Origin of the sequence: Phyllobacterium sp. OV277, from assembly GCF_900104355.1 — a bacterium.
Classification (GTDB): domain Bacteria; phylum Pseudomonadota; class Alphaproteobacteria; order Rhizobiales; family Rhizobiaceae; genus Phyllobacterium.
The window spans coordinates 972513-987548 of record NZ_FNIY01000002.1 but is presented as its reverse complement, the minus strand read 5'-3'; the positions used below and the strand labels follow the sequence as shown (position 1 = coordinate 987548).

Sequence of the window (15036 nt, the reverse complement as noted above, 5' to 3'; positions counted from 1 at the left end):
CGGATAAACAAATGAAAATCAACGGTAATGAAATCCGTCCTGGCAATGTGATCGAACACGACAACAGCCTTTGGGTCGCTGTCAAGACGAACGCAGTCAAGCCCGGCAAGGGCGGCGCATACAATCAGGTTGAATTGAAGAACCTCCTCAACGGCACCAAGCTCAACGAGCGCTTCCGCGCCGCTGAAACCGTTGAAAAGGTCCGTCTTGAGCAGAAGGATTTCTCCTTCCTCTACGAACAGGGCGAAGCACTTATATTCATGGACACCGCCAGCTACGAACAGCTGGAACTGCAAAAGGAATTCGTCGGCGATCGCGCTGCGTTCCTGCAGGACGGCATGATGGTCACCGTCGAACTCTATGACGAGCGTCCAATCGGCATTTCCCTGCCTGACTACGTTACGCTTGCCATCACCGAGGCAGATCCGGTCGTCAAGGGCCAGACCGCAGCATCGTCCTACAAGCCAGCTGTGCTTGAAAACGGCATTCGCGTTCTCGTTCCGCCATTCATTTCGTCGGGTGAACGCATCATCGTTGACACCAACGAACTGACCTACGTCCGCCGCGCTGACTAAGCAGGCATCGGGCGCCGGACTTTCGGCGCCCTGATCAACAAAATTCTACGGAGAATGACCTTAAATGGCGCGTTCAGCGATCCTCAATGTAATGGTTCAGGCGGCAATGAAGGCTGGCCGTTCCCTGGCGCGCGATTTCGGCGAAGTGCAGAATCTGCAGGTTTCGCTCAAGGGCCCCGGCGACTATGTCAGCCAGGCTGACCGCAAAGCCGAAGAAATCATCCATGCCGAACTGAGCCGGGCCCGTCCTGATTACAGCTTCCTGATGGAAGAGTCAGGCGCAATTGAAGGCAGCGACAGCCAGCACCGCTGGCTGGTTGATCCGCTCGACGGCACCACCAACTTCCTGCACGGCATTCCGATGTTTGCTGTTTCAATCGCGTTGGAACGTCAGGGCCAGATCGTTGCTGGCGTGATCTTTAATCCGGCGATGGACGAACTCTACACCGCAGAACGCGGCGGCGGAGCGTTCCTTAATGATCGCCGTCTGCGCGTTTCGGGTCGCATCAAGCTGGTTGATTCCGTCATCGGCACCGGCGTACCACATCTTGGTCGCGGTCATCATGGCGACTATCTCGTGCAATTGCGCAACGTCATGGGCGAAGTCTCCGGCATCCGCCGCATGGGCGCTGCCGCGCTTGATCTGGCAGCGGTTGCAGCGGGCCGCTTTGATGGTTTCTGGGAAGATGGCCTTTCCCCTTGGGATACGGGCGCGGGCATCATCATGGTGCGCGAAGCCGGTGGCTTTGTCACCGATCTCGAAGGCAGTCAGGATGTCGTTGAAAGCAAGTTCATTGTTGCTGGCAATGAAGCCATTCAGCGCGCCCTGCTCAAGACGCTAAAGAAGCCAATCTGAGCATTTTGCCTCTGTGCAGCTGAATTTGCTTAAAATCAGAACAAATTCGGCTGTCACCGCATTCCACCTTCCATTTTAACCATAATTTCGGTTAGGGTCGCATAAACCGATTTGGGTTTGTGCGATTTCCGCTCGTCCAGTGACACGAGCGAGGTTGCTTGGCGTGTGGCGAATGCGGAGACGATGTAATGGCTGATTTCAGTACAACCCGCCGGGTCATGGACGGTGACGACTATGATCCTTACAGGCTTTCCAGCCCGCGGCTTGTGCTTTTGTCGATGGCCATCTTTCTGGCCATTGTCGCTTTTATCGCCGCCATTCTCTCCCGCCAGATCAGTGGGTTCTTTACCACCAATCCCGGCCTCAACGGCCTCATCATTGGTGTGCTGATCGTCGGTATTCTCCTCGGATTCGGTCAGGTCATCAGGCTTTTCCCCGAGGTGCGCTGGGTCAACTCCTTCCGTGAAGGCAATTCCGATCCGAACTCCAAGCCGGTGATGCTGGCTCCCATGCGTGCCCTCATCGGGCGACGCCAGTCCATGGCGCTTTCGACCAATGCCATGCGCTCCATGCTCGATTCCATCGCCACCCGCCTCGATGAAACCCGCGACGTCTCGCGTTACCTTATCGGCCTCCTGGTGTTCCTCGGCCTGCTCGGTACGTTCTGGGGTCTTCTCGAAACCATCCAATCGATAGGAACCACCATCCAGTCGCTGGATCCACGCACAGGCGACGCAAACGGCGTTCTCGATGCACTAAAAGCCGGTCTGCAATCACCACTCCGGGGCATGGGTACGGCCTTCTCATCCTCGCTTTTCGGCCTTTCCGGCTCTCTCGTACTCGGTTTCCTCGATCTGCAGGCCGGGCGTGCGCAGAACCGCTTTTACACGGAACTGGAAAACTGGCTGTCGAGTGTGACCGATCTTGGATCGGACCTGCATGCGCTTGATGGTGCCAATAGCGGCACAACCGATGAATTGCGCTCGCTTTCCGAACGCCTCCAGAACATTCAGGAAACCGGCGGCTCCAGCCAGCGCACGACAGCCGCTTTGGCAAGCTTGGCCGAAGGCATTCAGGGTCTCGTCAAGAACATGCGTTCCGAACAGCAGATGATGCGTGACTGGGTGGAAAAGCAGGCCGAAGAGCAGAAATCCATGCGCGAGACGCTGGCGAAACTCAGCGAGTCCATCACCCGCAGCAAGGACAACTGAGAATGGCGCTCGGTCGCAACCGCCGCGCTATCCGGCATGTGGATTATTGGCCGGGCTTTGTTGACGCCCTGTCGACACTGCTCTTGGCAATCATGTTTCTCCTGTCGGTTTTCGTGCTGGCGCAGTTTCTGCTCAGTCAGGAAATCACCGGCAAGGATGCCGTGCTCAACCGACTGAATTCGCAGATCAACGAACTGACCCAGATGTTGTCACTTGAACAGGGCAACAAGCAGGATCTGGAAGACACCATCGCCAACCTGCAGGCATCGCTGACCAAAGCACAGAACGAGCAATCACGGCTGCAGGCGGTTCTGTCACAGGGTGCCGGAGCCGGTGCGGTGGCGGATGGCAAGATCAGTGAACTCACCGCTGGCCTTGAAAACGAAAAGCAGTTGAGCGCCCGCGCCCTCTCGCAGGTGGAGATTCTCAACCAGCAGATATTGGCACTGCGCAAGCAGATCGGCGCACTGGAAGAAGCCCTCAACGCGTCGGAGTCCCGCGACAAGGAATCCAATGCCAAGATCGCCGATCTCGGCAAGCGCCTGAATGTGGCCCTTGCCCAGCGCGTGCAGGAACTCAACCGCTACCGTTCGGATTTCTTTGGCCGCCTGCGCGAAATCCTGTCTGACCGCGAAAACATCCGCATTGTCGGCGACCGCTTTGTCTTTCAGTCCGAAGTGCTGTTCCCGTCAGGGCAAGCTGTCCTGAACGAAGCAGGCACTGGCGAAATGAAGAAGCTCGCGCTGGCGCTGATCGATCTGCAGAAGGAAATCCCTGATGATATCAACTGGGTTCTGCGTGTTGATGGTCATACGGACAATGTGGCGCTGTCAGGCACCGGCCAGTTCAAGGACAATTGGGAGCTTTCCGCCGCCCGCGCCATTTCCGTGGTGAAATTCCTTATCGCAAATGGCGTTTCCGCCAATCGTCTGGTGGCAGCGGGCTTTGGCGAGTATCAGCCGCTTGAGCCCGGTGATACGCCGGAAGTGCGTTCGCGCAACCGCCGTATCGAGCTTAAGCTGACCGAACGCTAGAGCAGAGTAAGGGCAGCCAGCGCAAGGATCGCTGGTACGCCCTGTACGATAAAAATCCGGCGGTTGACACTGAGGCCGCCGACAATCCCCGCAACAATGACACAGCCAAGAAAAAATGCCTTGATGGCAAACCCTGCCTCGCCAAGCCAAAGCCCCCAGACGAGGCCCGCAACAAGAAAGCCGTTGTAAAGGCCCTGATTGAGCGCAAGCCCCTTGGAAGCCGAGGCAAATTCCTGCGTCAGCCGGAATGTTTTCAAGCCAAGCGGCTTATCCCACACCACCATTTCCAGATACATAAAATAGACATGCAGCAAGGCGACCAGCCCTATCAGAATATTTGCAACCATCCCTGTCCCCTTTTCACCCCTTAACGGCACCATTCCACTCTTGCGTGCCAACCTTAGCCGCGCAATCATGCCGCACGTAACCACTGGGAGGTGTGAATGGCAATGGATGCCGATGCAATCATCGTTGGAGCCGGGTTGTCAGGGCTTGTTGCCGCAAATGAGCTGGCGCAGGCGGGCAAGAAAGTCATCCTGCTCGAACAGGAAGGCGAAAATTCCGTTGGCGGACAAGCCTTCTGGTCGCTTGGCGGCCTGTTCTTCATCGACAGCCCGGAACAGCGGCGGCTCGGTATCAAGGATTCCTTCGAACTCGCCAAGCAGGATTGGCTCGGATCGGCACAGTTTGACCGCGCCGAGGACCACTGGCCCAAGCAATGGGCCGATGCATACCTGCAATTTGCCGCCGGTGAAAAGCGCAGCTGGCTGCATTCGCTTGGCATGCGCTGGTTTCCAGTTGTCGGCTGGGCTGAGCGCGGCGGCGCGCTGGCGAGCGGCCATGGCAATTCCGTCCCCCGCTTTCATTTGACCTGGGGCACGGGCCCCGGCGTTGTCGCGCCGTTTGAAAAGCTTGTGCGCGAGGCCATTGCCAAGGGCCTGATCACGCTCAAATGCCGCCACCGCGTCAATGCACTGACCACAACCAACGGCGCTGTCGCAGGTGTGAGCGGCGACATATTGGAACCATCGAAAGTTGACCGCGGCCAACAATCCGCCCGCGATGTCTCCGGCAGCTTCGAACTATCAGCGGCCAGTGTGATCGTCACATCAGGCGGCATTGGCGGTAATCCGGAACTCGTCAAGCGCAACTGGCCGCGCGACAGGCTTGGCAATCCACCCGAGAACCCGGTTATTGGCGTGCCCCATCATGTCGATGGCCGTATGATCGACATTACGGTCAAGGCGGGCGGCAGCGTGATCAACACTGACCGCATGTGGCACTACACCGAAGGCCTGAAGAACTGGAACCCGATCTGGCCCAACCACGGTATCCGCATTCTTCCCGGCCCCTCCTCCCTGTGGTTCGACGCCAAGGGCAACCGTTTTCCCGCACCGTTTCTGCCGGGTTTTGATTCGCTTGGAACGCTCAAGCATATCCTTTCGACGGGATATGATTATTCCTGGTTCGTGCTGACCCAAAAAATCATCAAGAAGGAATTCTCGCTTTCCGGGTCGGAGCAAAACCCTGATATTACAGGCAAGGACTGGAAGCTTCTTCTGAAAAACCGTCTTGGCAAGGGCGCACCGCCCCCGGTGGAAGCCTTCAAGCAGCATGGCGAAGATTTTATCGTCCGCGACAATCTGCAGGAACTGGTCAAAGCGATGAATGCGCTAACCGGCGAGAATCTGATCGACCATGATCATCTCAAACAACAGATCGAGGCGCGTGACCGCGAGATCAATAACAAATATTCCAAAGATGCACAGGTCATCGCCATGCGCGGCGCGCAGAACTATATCGGCGATCGTCTGACCCGCATTGCCAAGCCGCACCGCATTCTTGATCCAAAGGCGGGGCCGCTCATCGCTGTGCGGCTCAATATCCTCACACGCAAGACGCTGGGCGGCCTGCACACCAATTTGAAGTCGCAGGTGCTGGATGCAACCGGTAGCCCCGTGCCTGGCCTCTATGCGGCAGGGGAAGCCGCTGGCTTCGGCGGTGGCGGCTATCACGGCTACAATGCGCTTGAGGGCACATTTCTGGGCGGCTGCATCTTCTCAGGCAGAGCGGCGGGGCGCGCGGCGGCAGGCAGAGGATAGCAGCTATTCAGCCGCGCCTTTGAAAGCATCCGCACCGGCTTCAAATTGCAGCTTGGCAAGGTTCGCATAGATCCCGTTCTTCTTGACGAGGCTCTGATGCGTGCCTTCCTCGACAATCTTGCCATCCTCCATGACAAGGATGCGGTCTGCCTTGAGTACTGTCGCGAGCCGGTGCGCAATAACCAGCGTTGTGCGGCCCTGCATCAAATGTTCGAGCCCCTTCTGCACCAGAATTTCGCTTTCCGCATCCAGCGCTGAGGTTGCTTCATCCAATAGCAGGATCGGCGCATCGCGCAGGATCGCCCGGGCAATGGCGATACGCTGGCGCTGGCCACCGGATAGCGTCACACCCCGTTCGCCGACCTGCGTGTCATAACCATGATCAAGCGCCTTGATGAAATCATGGGCGAGCGCCGCCTTGGCTGCGGCCTCAATATCGGCGGTGCTGGCACCCGGACGGCCAAACCCGATATTGTCACGTGCCGTCGCGGCAAAGATGGTTGTATCCTGCGGCACGATAGCAATGCGCGAGCGGATAGCGGCAGGATCAGCTTCGCGCAGATCAACACCATCGACGCGAATGCTGCCTGATACCGGATCGTAATAGCGCAGGAGCAATGAAAACACCGTGCTTTTGCCCGCGCCGGAGGGTCCGACAATGGCAACCGTTTCCCCCGGCTTCACATCGAAGTCGAGGCCGCGCAGCGCTGGTGCATCGGGGCGTGTCGGGTAGTTGAAACGCACATCCTTGAATGTAACTGAACCCACAGCCGGTTCCGGCAGCGCGACAGGCTTGAGCGGCGCGGCAATAGCAGGCTCTTCCGCCATGATTTCCATCAGGCGTTCCGCCGCACCTGATGCCTGCGACAGCTCGCCCCAGACTTCCGAAAGGGCGCCAAGCGCACCGGCGGCAAAAACCGCATAAAGCAGGAACTGCCCGAGAGTGCCGGGCGAAATCGTACCCGCCAGCACATCACGCGAGCCGAACCACAACACGGCCACAACACTGGAGAAGATCATGAAAATGGCGAAGGCTGTCAGGACCGCCCGTGCTTTGACCGATGAGCGGGCAGCGGTAAAAGCGTCCTCGACGGCCGCGCCAAACCGCCCCGTGGCCAGCGCTTCATTGGTAAATGCCTGCAGGGTGCGTACAGATATGATGGATTCGCTGGCATAGGCAGTGGCATTGGCCAATGTGTCCTGCGCATTGCGTGAACGGCGGCGTACTGAGCGGCCAAAAGCAACCAGCGGAATGATGATGAGCGGGATAGCCGCAATCACCAGCCCCGAAAGCTTCGCACTGGTGATAACCATCATGACGATAGCACCAAAGGCCAAAATGAGATTGCGCAGGGCAATGGAGGCCGTGGCACCGACGGCTGATTTGATCTGTGTCGTATCAGCGGTCAGGCGCGAAACAATCTCGCCGGACTGGGTGCTGTCAAAAAATGCGGGTGATAATTTGGTCAAATGCGCGAAGACATCATGGCGCAGATCCGAGACGATACGTTCTCCGAGCGTGATGACGAAATAGTACCGGCCGGCGGAGGCGACGGCCAAGGCTGCGGCAAGAACAATCAGCATGCCGAAATAATTGTCGATGAAAGCGCCATTTGACCCGGTGAACCCATGGTCGATCATACGGCGTACCGCCAGCGGAAGTATCAGCGTCGTCACGGCGGCAATTGAGAGCGAGATCAGCGCGCCGATCACCATACCCCGGTAGCGGGACATATACGGGAGGATGCGCTGCAAGGGCTTCAATGAGCGCCGTTTCTTTTCTGCTTCTGCAAAAGCCGTGTCGGCCATACCAAGAGTCTTCCTGTATCCTGCATCGCATTGCGACTTTGCGGCCAGATGGCCTTGTTATTGTTTTAAGGCTGATGTATAGGCTCGCCAACAGTTTTGGAAGCCCACGTTTGTGTGACGTTTGGCTTCATCTCTACCAATCGGCTCCGAACCGGCCTTCCGTCTCTTGTACGGGTCTGGTTTTGTGCCCCTTAAGTTCAGGATTAAGACAGATGAGAGCCAATATTCATCCAGACTACCACAACATCAAGGTTGTGATGACCGACGGCACCGAATACACCACCCGTTCCACATGGGGCAAGGAAGGCGATACGATGAACCTCGATATCGATCCTAGCACGCATCCAGCATGGACCGGCGGTTCGCAGCAGCTCACAGACCGTGGCGGCCGCGTTTCCAAGTTCAAGAGCCGTTTCGCCAATCTGGGTATTTAATCCCTTCGGCATATGGACTTTCAAAACGGCTCCGTTCATTCGGGGCCGTTTTGCTTTGCAGGTCAACGCGCTCCGTCAGTCTCGCTCTAGGGATGCTGTTATGGCAGGCAGCTTCTGGCTCATGCGGAAGAACTCGCTGATACCATGGGCTTGACCCAAGTGCGGCTCTTCACCAACAAGATGTTCGCCGAGAATGTGCCGCTCTATCTCAAAACGGGCTACCGTATCGACCGCAAGGAACCATTCATGGGAGGCTTTGCTGCCTATATGAGCAAGCCCGTTCCCCGAACCGCCTGATTTACTCTTCCGCGTCACTCACCTTACACTCGGAAAGCAGTGTCTTTTCTGGCGCGCCGGGCGCCGCATCGAGATAGGACAGGATCGCTGCATCACCCTTGGTGTGCCAGCGATAGCTGTCATCCTGATCAAGCGCGATGTAAAGCGCACCGGACCCGCTTTGCGATGTTCGCATCGGCACCTGCTTGTTCTCCACATTGATCACAGCAAATGAGGAGCCGTCCTTGGTGTTGATATAGGTCGCATCGACAATCACACCGCGTTCACACTGATAGGTTGTTTGCTCGATCCGGTCTTGCGCCGCCTGCTCTGCCGCCATCACGGGCAGGACCGGAACCAGAAGACCGGTAAAGGCTGCAGATACCAACAGTTTTCTCATGTTCGATCCTCGCGCTGTCGCAGGCGTAATTCATAGCGCGAAAATCCCACTGAATTGAAGGGCGGGATGAAATTTCGCACGTCTGTTGCAACAAAACCCCGCCGCTGTCAGTTGCCCTAGGGAGGACAAGTAAAACCGTGGCTGGTTTGACAAGCTTGAACAACGCCCATAGCTTTTCAAAAGCTTATCTGCGTGTAAGGGAGGGACACCCAATGACTGATGTGACCACAGGTAGCAACCCCGCTGTATCAGCGCCAATAGAACCAAGTCTCCACCGGGTTATGGGCCCCTGGCTGCTTCTTCTCTTCATCGTGGGTGATATTCTCGGCACCGGCATCTATGCCCTGACAGGTCAGGTAGCAAAGCAGGTCGGCGGGGTTGTCTGGTTGCCCTTTCTGGTGGCTTTCATCGTCGCTGTCATCACCGCCATGAGTTATCTGGAACTGGTGACAAAATACCCGAAGGCTGCGGGGGCAGCCCTTTATACCCATAAGGCATTCGGCATCCATTTCATCACCTTCATCGTTGCCTTTACCGTGATGTGCTCCGGCATCACATCGGCCTCAACCGCCTCGCGGGCTTTCGCCGCCAATCTGTCCGGCGCCTTCCAGCTTAATCTTGAAACCGGTATCGGCATCACGCTTGTGGCGCTGGCTTTCATGGCTGTTGTGGCTATCGTGAACTTCCGCGGTGTAGGCGAAAGCGTCAAGGCCAACGTGGTATTAACAGTCGTTGAACTCACCGGCCTTCTGATCATCATTTTCATCGGACTTTTCGCCATTGTCGCCGGACAGGGCGACGTATCGCGTATTACCCAGTTTGCCACCGCTCCCGATTCCAGTATTTTCTGGTCGGTCATGGCAGCAACCACCCTTGCCTTCTTTGCCATGGTCGGCTTTGAAGACTCGGTCAACATGGCCGAGGAGTGCCAAAATCCGTCCAAGATATTTCCGAAAGTTCTGCTGATCGGTCTTTTCATCACCGGAGCGATCTATGTGCTGGTTTCCATTTCGGCGATCACACTCGTATCACCTGCCGAACTCGGCGAAGGTGAAACGCCGCTTCTGAAAGTCGTTCAGGCGGGTGCACCCAATTTCCCACTCTGGATATTCGGCTTCATCACCATGTTTGCCGTGGCTAACAGTGCCCTCATCAACATGCTGATGGCCAGCCGCCTCGTCTATGGCATGAGCCGTGAACATGTGTTGCCGCCACTGCTCGGCAAGGTACATGCGAGCCGCCGCACGCCCTATATCGCGATTGGTTTCACCACCCTGCTCGCCTTTGCCCTCATCAGCTTTGTCGGCGAGGTTCCGGCGCTTGGCGGCACGACAGCGCTTCTGCTGCTGTTCGTTTTTACTATCGTCAATATCGCCGTGCTGATCCTGCGGCGCGAGAAAGTCGACCACGAACATTTCCGCACTCCGACAATCCTGCCGGTGCTTGGTTGCATCTCCTGCGCCTTTTTCGCAGGTCCCTGGACTGGCCGCGATCCGGTTCAGTACAAGATCGCCGGTGTTCTCATCGGCGTTGGTGTAGTGCTCTGGATTATCACCGTTCTGGTCAACCGTGCTACCGGCGTTACACCCGATGAACCGGATATGGAAGCGCTCGGTGGTGATGGCCCGGTGAATTGAAGCATTGGGGTTGTGAGGGGCGCGTGGTTCGTGGTTCGTGGTTCGACAAGCTCACCATGAGGGAGAGGGGTGATGCAACGATAATCACAGAGATCGCAGAACTTGGCTCTCTGCAATCCTCCCACCCCCTCATCCTGAGCCTGTCGAAGGGCGGAACAATGGTTCTGCAGCAAGCCAGTCCAAACAAACAAAAAGCCCGCCAATGGCGGGCTTTTTTATCGACATAACCAAATGGATCAGGCGGCGCTGAGCTTGGCCAGAACTTCGTCACTGACTTCGAAATTGGCGTAGACGTTCTGCACGTCATCGTCATCATCAAGCGTTGCGATCAGGCGCAGCACGGACTGTGCCTTCTCTTCATCAACTGGCGCAGATGTCTGCGGCTTCCAGATGGCCTTGATGGACTCAGCTTCGCCCAGAGCGCTTTCCAGCGCCTTGGATACATCGCCAATATCTTCAAAAGCGCAGAGGATGACATGACCGTCCTCGTCGCTCTGGGCGTCTTCGGCCCCAGCTTCGATCGCCGCATCCATGATCTTGTCGGCACTGCCGGCTTCCGGCTTGTAGGTGATTTCACCAACGCGGTTGAACATGAAACCGACCGAGCCGGTTTCGCCAAGCGCACCGCCGGATTTGGTGAATGCGGCGCGCACATTGGAAGCAGTGCGGTTGCGGTTATCCGTCAGCGCTTCGACGATAACAGCGACGCCGCCCGGACCGTAGCCCTCATAACGGACCTCATCGTAATTATCACCATCACCGCCCGCCGCCTTCTTGATGGCACGCTCGATATTGTCCTTCGGCATGGACTGGGCGCGCGCGTTCTGCACCGCAAGGCGCAGACGCGGGTTCATCAACGGGTCAGGCAGACCCTGCTTGGCGGCCACGGTGATTTCGCGTCCGAGCTTGGAGAAAATCTTCGACCGAACGGCGTCTTGACGCCCCTTGCGGTGCATGATGTTTTTAAACTGTGAATGGCCTGCCATGGCACCCCTGCGTGCTTAGATATGGTTCTGCCGTTTCCCTCGGAAGCCTGCGAACCAAGTTTGCGGGCCGTTCAGGCGGAAACATGCGTCTGGAATGGCGCCCTTATAGGTAAAAACCGGCGTCTCGTCCAGCACCTCAACAATCACAATGAGGGAAGTTGAAGATGCGTATCGGCATAGCCGGCTTTGGATATTGTCGAACAGAGATCGAACCACTCGCATCCTGCACAGGCGGCACGTGTCGTGCCCTGCCGGAATGCGCCACGAAACCGCGCAACCGTCTCACTGTCGAGCGTCAGCATATCACCGGCTTGGATGGTTTTACCCAGCAGGAGGCCGACATCCGTTGCGGCCTTGGCATCGCGTTCGAGCACACTGTCACGAAAACAGTGCGGATCAGTGTCGCCAAGAAGGGGCAGACACACATCATCGGGCCCCTCCTGAATCAGAATATCCTCACCCGCTGAAATCCGGGCAATAATCCTGTCATAGTTCTCGGTAAAGGCCGCGCTGTAGCCTTTACCGACATAGGTCAGCATGCACAGAAGATGATGTGCACGCAGTTTGATGGTCAAGACAGACGCACCATGATGCCCGAACGACGCAGCAACTCGATAGCAGCAGCAGCCAGACCTGACTTGAGAACCGCGCCGAGAAGGAACGGTGCAACGCCTGACGCCCATGCGGTTTCAAGACCGAACAAATGTGCAAGCCAGGATGCACCGAGAACGAGGCAAAGCACATTGCCGAACATCATGATCGCCGCCGATGCGAACGGGTTGCGGGTCAAGCCACGTTCGGCCAAAAAGCCGACAGCTGCCGCAACAACCGGGAAGGCTGCGAGATAACCGGCTGTCGGTCCAACAAAATGGATGAAGCCGAAACCACCGCCTGAAAGGACTGGCATGCCGATCATCGCTTCACCCAGCCAGGCGAGAACCGTCAAACCGCCGAGACGCCAGCCATAGAGCGCGCCAACCATCGTCACTGCAAATGTCTGCATGGTGACGGGAACCGGGAACATCGGCACTTCAATCCACGAGCTGACGGCAAGGAATGCAGTGCCGATCAGAACAGCAAGCGTCTGGAAGGCAATGGAGCGATCTGCCAGCTTAAGCGGCACGAACGCAGTGGGGTATGTAGTCTGGGTCATTGAAGTACTATCCTCAAACGAGTGTTACAAAATCGGGCGTGATTGGTTTCAACGCTTTTTCTTGGCCTTGCGTGCCAGCATATTAAGTGCTTCGACCAGCGCCGAGAAGCCCATAGCCGCATAAATGTAGCCCTTGGGTACATGGAAGCCGAAGCCGTCGGCAATCAGCGTCATGCCGATCATCAGGAGGAAGCCGAGAGCCAGCATGACAATGGTCGGGTTGTTGGCGATGAACTTCGACAGCGGTTCGGCGGCCAGCAGCATCACCGTCACCGCGGCAATAACAGCGATAACCATGATCGCGATCTCGTCGGTCATGCCAACGGCTGTGATGATGGAGTCCACCGAAAACACCAGATCAAGCACCAGGATCTGGAATACCGCAGCACCCATGGTAAGCGTAACAGCCTTGCCGATCACATCTTCCTTGGCATCCTCATGATCAACCGTGTGGTGGATTTCCTTCGTAGCCTTCCACACCAGAAACAGGCCACCGGCAATCAGGATCAGGTCGCGCCACGAGAAACCATGGCCGAAAGCTTCGAATACCGGCTGCGTCAGTTGCACGATGATCGAGATCGTGAACAGCAGCGCCAAGCGAAGGATAAGGGCAGCACTGATACCAATGCGCCGGGCGCGCGCCTGCTGCTCCTTCGGCAGCTTGTTGGTCAGAATGGAGATGAAAATCAGATTGTCGATGCCAAGCACCACTTCCATGACCACGAGTGTGACCAGAGCGATGAGGCCTGATGGCTGATAGATGAAATCAAAATGCGAGATAAGGGTTTCCATGGGGTCGTTCCTGAGCTGTTAGAGACCGGATGGGTATAAACCGATGCCTTGATTTAAAAGGTTGTGGTGAGTTGGTATCAATCTATTTCCAGAATGCGGGAATGGTTTCCTCCAGCCGCGGACCGATCCGCAGCGGAGAAATCTTTTCAGCAAGGCCGGTGCGATCGGAAATCTCCACACCAACACCGCAGATTGTTGCCTTGCCGCTGGCGGCCTCGAAGCGGCCTTTTGGCACTTTTGACAGGAACCTGTTCAGCGGCTCTTCCTTGTCCATGCCAAGCGATGAATCATAATCGCCGCACATGCCGGCATCGGACATATAGGCCGTTCCGCCATTGAGGATTTGCGCGTCGGCGGTCGGTACATGTGTATGCGTGCCGACGACAAGGCTGGCGCGACCATCGACGAAATGGCCAAAACATTGCTTTTCGCTGGTGGCTTCCGCATGGAAATCAAACACCACCGCATCCGCCTGCTCGCCAAGCGGACAAGCGGCGAGAATCTCCTCGCCAATGGTGAAAGGATCATGCAAGTCCGGATGCATGAAGACGCGGCCCATAATGTTGGAAACCAGCACGCGCGCACCATTCTTGGCCAGAAACACGCCAGAACCTTTTCCGGCAGTGCCAAGCGGGAAATTGGCCGGGCGCAGAAACCGCTGCTCGCGCGCGGCGAAAACCAGGGCTTCCCGTTGGTCCCACACATGGTTTCCCGTGGTGACCACATCGGCCCCGGCATTGATCGTATCGTGGAAAATCTCTTCGGTGATGCCAAAACCACCGGCGGCATTTTCGCCATTGACGATGACAAAATCGAGTTTCAGATCGGAGATCAGTCCCGGCAATTGTTCGTAGACCGCTGTCCGGCCCGACCGTCCCACCATGTCACCAAGAAAGAGTAATCTCACGCCTATATCCTGAAAGAGAGGCCCGGTCGCTGCCGCAGCCTGAAATGATCGATTGGCTTTATCCGTCTAGCCGAAACGGCGCAACCCGCTTTCCGTCAGGATTGCCTCCAGCGGCACATCATGCGGCTCATCGGGAACGGTTTCAACCTGCTGGCAGTCGAATGCCACGCCAATCAGTCGCGGGTTCACGCCTTTGGCCTGTAGACTGGCAATCGCCCTGTCATAATAGCCCGCACCATACCCAATGCGATGGCCCCGGATATCAAAAGCCGCCAGCGGCACCAACATGACCGATGGGTCAAGCACCGCAGCATCCTCAGCTGGTCCGGATGTACCAAACCCGGTATCGATCATCGGCACATCCCGCACCAGTTCGCGAAAGAGGATCGTTTGCTTATCGATAATTGCGGGCAGGCAAAGCCGCGCACCGCGCTCGCGCAAACTGAAAAGCAGGGGACGCAAATCCACTTCCGAGCGAATTGGCCAGAAACCTGAAACAATCGTTCCCGCATCAAGGGCAAGCACCGCCAAACCGAAATCGGTAATGCGCATCGAGGCTTCGCTGCGGAATTCTGGTGTGAGCGCATCCCGGCGGCCAAGGGCCTCCAGACGGAGTTTCTTCTTCAGCTCTTTGATGGGGGAATGGTGTTGCACTGGCTTGATTTCATGAGGCGCCAGCAACCGCCAGCTCGGGATGAAACAAAAGTGGCGTCCACACAACCGATGGAGAAGTCGATCCCGGGAACCTACAAAGTAGGTGGGTGCCGTGTGAAGAAGCCCACGGGCCTCCTCAGGGACAGCTCCCTAAGGGATTATTAAGGCCCCGGGGAATATGTCTCTCCTGTCGAGAAGCGCAGAACGCCG

The 15036-nt window shown here is 56.9% G+C and carries 17 protein-coding genes and 1 other RNA gene; 8 read left to right on the top strand and 10 right to left on the bottom strand.

Annotated features, from left to right (window positions below; all coding sequences use genetic code 11):
• Nucleotides 1-11: 11 nt before the first annotated feature.
• The 4 genes from efp (at nucleotide 12) to BLU05_RS10850 (ending at nucleotide 3676) form a co-directional block, all read left to right on the top strand.
• On the top strand, nucleotides 12-575 hold the full coding sequence (gene efp / locus BLU05_RS10865) for an elongation factor P (protein ID WP_091879855.1): 564 nt from the start codon (nucleotides 12-14) through the stop codon (nucleotides 573-575).
• A 64-nt stretch (nucleotides 576-639) separates the two neighbouring features.
• Nucleotides 640-1431, top strand: a complete 792-nt coding sequence (locus BLU05_RS10860; RefSeq protein WP_091879854.1) for an inositol monophosphatase family protein — start codon at nucleotides 640-642, stop codon at nucleotides 1429-1431.
• A gap of 188 nt (nucleotides 1432-1619) precedes the next feature.
• Nucleotides 1620-2642, top strand: coding sequence for a MotA/TolQ/ExbB proton channel family protein (locus BLU05_RS10855; protein WP_091879853.1), 1023 nt, complete (start codon nucleotides 1620-1622; stop codon nucleotides 2640-2642).
• Nucleotides 2643-2644: 2 nt separating this feature from the next.
• Nucleotides 2645-3676: a peptidoglycan -binding protein gene (locus BLU05_RS10850; protein ID WP_091879851.1), complete on the top strand. Its 1032-nt coding sequence runs from the start codon at nucleotides 2645-2647 to the stop codon at nucleotides 3674-3676.
• Here BLU05_RS10850 and BLU05_RS10845 read toward each other — a convergent pair.
• Entirely contained in the window at nucleotides 3673-4023 is a 351-nt protein-coding gene (locus BLU05_RS10845) for a DUF1304 domain-containing protein (protein ID WP_091879849.1), read from the bottom strand. The two genes, BLU05_RS10850 and BLU05_RS10845, sit on opposite strands and share 4 nt — an antisense overlap.
• A gap of 96 nt (nucleotides 4024-4119) precedes the next feature.
• Between BLU05_RS10845 and BLU05_RS10840 the strand changes: the two genes are divergently transcribed.
• A complete protein-coding gene (locus tag BLU05_RS10840) occupies nucleotides 4120-5778 on the top strand; it encodes an FAD-binding dehydrogenase (protein ID WP_091879848.1) in 1659 nt (552 codons plus the stop codon).
• Nucleotides 5779-5781: 3 nt separating this feature from the next.
• Here BLU05_RS10840 and BLU05_RS10835 read toward each other — a convergent pair whose 3' ends face one another.
• On the bottom strand, nucleotides 5782-7587 hold the full coding sequence (locus BLU05_RS10835; RefSeq protein ID WP_091879846.1) for an ABC transporter transmembrane domain-containing protein: 1806 nt from the start codon (nucleotides 7585-7587) through the stop codon (nucleotides 5782-5784).
• A gap of 212 nt (nucleotides 7588-7799) precedes the next feature.
• On the opposite strand from BLU05_RS10835, the gene rpmE reads away from it, so the two are divergent.
• Nucleotides 7800-8021: a 50S ribosomal protein L31 gene (gene rpmE, locus BLU05_RS10830; protein ID WP_091879845.1), complete on the top strand. Its 222-nt coding sequence runs from the start codon at nucleotides 7800-7802 to the stop codon at nucleotides 8019-8021.
• 144 nt (nucleotides 8022-8165) lie between these two features.
• The gene (locus tag BLU05_RS26180) at nucleotides 8166-8318 is read left to right on the top strand and encodes a hypothetical protein (RefSeq protein WP_175540567.1); all 153 of its coding nucleotides are present in this window, start codon (nucleotides 8166-8168) and stop codon (nucleotides 8316-8318) included.
• 1 nt (nucleotide 8319) lies between these two features.
• On the opposite strand, the gene BLU05_RS10825 is transcribed toward BLU05_RS26180, so the two are convergent.
• Nucleotides 8320-8697 carry an MliC family protein gene (locus BLU05_RS10825; RefSeq protein ID WP_091879843.1) on the bottom strand — a complete coding sequence of 126 codons (378 nt, stop codon included), beginning with the start codon at nucleotides 8695-8697 and terminating at the stop codon, nucleotides 8320-8322.
• Nucleotides 8698-8909: 212 nt separating this feature from the next.
• Between BLU05_RS10825 and BLU05_RS10820 the strand changes: the two genes are divergently transcribed.
• Nucleotides 8910-10334, top strand: a complete 1425-nt coding sequence (locus tag BLU05_RS10820; RefSeq protein ID WP_091879842.1) for an APC family permease — start codon at nucleotides 8910-8912, stop codon at nucleotides 10332-10334.
• A 236-nt stretch (nucleotides 10335-10570) separates the two neighbouring features.
• Here BLU05_RS10820 and BLU05_RS10815 read toward each other — a convergent pair whose 3' ends face one another.
• The 7 genes from BLU05_RS10815 to ssrS all read right to left on the bottom strand — a co-directional run bounded on the left by BLU05_RS10815 (nucleotide 10571) and on the right by ssrS (nucleotide 15035).
• Nucleotides 10571-11320, bottom strand: a complete 750-nt coding sequence (locus tag BLU05_RS10815) for a YebC/PmpR family DNA-binding transcriptional regulator (RefSeq protein WP_091879840.1) — start codon at nucleotides 11318-11320, stop codon at nucleotides 10571-10573.
• Between the two features lie 143 nt (nucleotides 11321-11463).
• On the bottom strand, nucleotides 11464-11895 hold the full coding sequence (locus BLU05_RS10810; protein ID WP_091879839.1) for a DUF1284 domain-containing protein: 432 nt from the start codon (nucleotides 11893-11895) through the stop codon (nucleotides 11464-11466).
• Nucleotides 11892-12473: a biotin transporter BioY gene (locus BLU05_RS10805; RefSeq protein ID WP_091879837.1), complete on the bottom strand. Its 582-nt coding sequence runs from the start codon at nucleotides 12471-12473 to the stop codon at nucleotides 11892-11894. The genes BLU05_RS10810 and BLU05_RS10805 overlap by 4 nt, the downstream gene beginning before the upstream one ends.
• 48 nt (nucleotides 12474-12521) lie before the next feature.
• Nucleotides 12522-13265: a TerC family protein gene (locus BLU05_RS10800; protein WP_091879836.1), complete on the bottom strand. Its 744-nt coding sequence runs from the start codon at nucleotides 13263-13265 to the stop codon at nucleotides 12522-12524.
• An 82-nt stretch (nucleotides 13266-13347) separates the two neighbouring features.
• Nucleotides 13348-14172 (bottom strand): TIGR00282 family metallophosphoesterase, encoded by an 825-nt coding sequence (locus tag BLU05_RS10795; protein WP_091879834.1) that lies wholly within the window; start codon nucleotides 14170-14172, stop codon nucleotides 13348-13350.
• Nucleotides 14173-14238: 66 nt separating this feature from the next.
• A complete protein-coding gene (locus BLU05_RS10790) occupies nucleotides 14239-14826 on the bottom strand; it encodes a 5-formyltetrahydrofolate cyclo-ligase (protein WP_244518265.1) in 588 nt (195 codons plus the stop codon).
• A 52-nt stretch (nucleotides 14827-14878) separates the two neighbouring features.
• Nucleotides 14879-15035, bottom strand: a non-coding RNA gene (ssrS, locus tag BLU05_RS10785) — 6S RNA.
• Nucleotide 15036: the final 1 nt, after the last annotated feature.

What these genes read in the sequence shown, in the direction of transcription:
- efp (WP_091879855.1), top strand. Translation starts at nt 12, where the DNA reads ATGAAAATCAACGGTAATGAAATCCGTCCTGGCAATGTGATCGAACAC.
- BLU05_RS10860 (WP_091879854.1), top strand. Translation starts at nt 640, where the DNA reads ATGGCGCGTTCAGCGATCCTCAATGTAATGGTTCAGGCGGCAATGAAG.
- BLU05_RS10855 (WP_091879853.1), top strand. Translation starts at nt 1,620, where the DNA reads ATGGCTGATTTCAGTACAACCCGCCGGGTCATGGACGGTGACGACTAT.
- BLU05_RS10850 (WP_091879851.1), top strand. Translation starts at nt 2,645, where the DNA reads ATGGCGCTCGGTCGCAACCGCCGCGCTATCCGGCATGTGGATTATTGG.
- BLU05_RS10845 (WP_091879849.1), bottom strand. Translation starts at nt 4,023, where the DNA reads ATGGTTGCAAATATTCTGATAGGGCTGGTCGCCTTGCTGCATGTCTAT.
- BLU05_RS10840 (WP_091879848.1), top strand. Translation starts at nt 4,120, where the DNA reads ATGGCAATGGATGCCGATGCAATCATCGTTGGAGCCGGGTTGTCAGGG.
- BLU05_RS10835 (WP_091879846.1), bottom strand. Translation starts at nt 7,587, where the DNA reads ATGGCCGACACGGCTTTTGCAGAAGCAGAAAAGAAACGGCGCTCATTG.
- rpmE (WP_091879845.1), top strand. Translation starts at nt 7,800, where the DNA reads ATGAGAGCCAATATTCATCCAGACTACCACAACATCAAGGTTGTGATG.
- BLU05_RS26180 (WP_175540567.1), top strand. Translation starts at nt 8,166, where the DNA reads ATGGGCTTGACCCAAGTGCGGCTCTTCACCAACAAGATGTTCGCCGAG.
- BLU05_RS10825 (WP_091879843.1), bottom strand. Translation starts at nt 8,697, where the DNA reads ATGAGAAAACTGTTGGTATCTGCAGCCTTTACCGGTCTTCTGGTTCCG.
- BLU05_RS10820 (WP_091879842.1), top strand. Translation starts at nt 8,910, where the DNA reads ATGACTGATGTGACCACAGGTAGCAACCCCGCTGTATCAGCGCCAATA.
- BLU05_RS10815 (WP_091879840.1), bottom strand. Translation starts at nt 11,320, where the DNA reads ATGGCAGGCCATTCACAGTTTAAAAACATCATGCACCGCAAGGGGCGT.
- BLU05_RS10805 (WP_091879837.1), bottom strand. Translation starts at nt 12,473, where the DNA reads ATGACCCAGACTACATACCCCACTGCGTTCGTGCCGCTTAAGCTGGCA.
- BLU05_RS10800 (WP_091879836.1), bottom strand. Translation starts at nt 13,265, where the DNA reads ATGGAAACCCTTATCTCGCATTTTGATTTCATCTATCAGCCATCAGGC.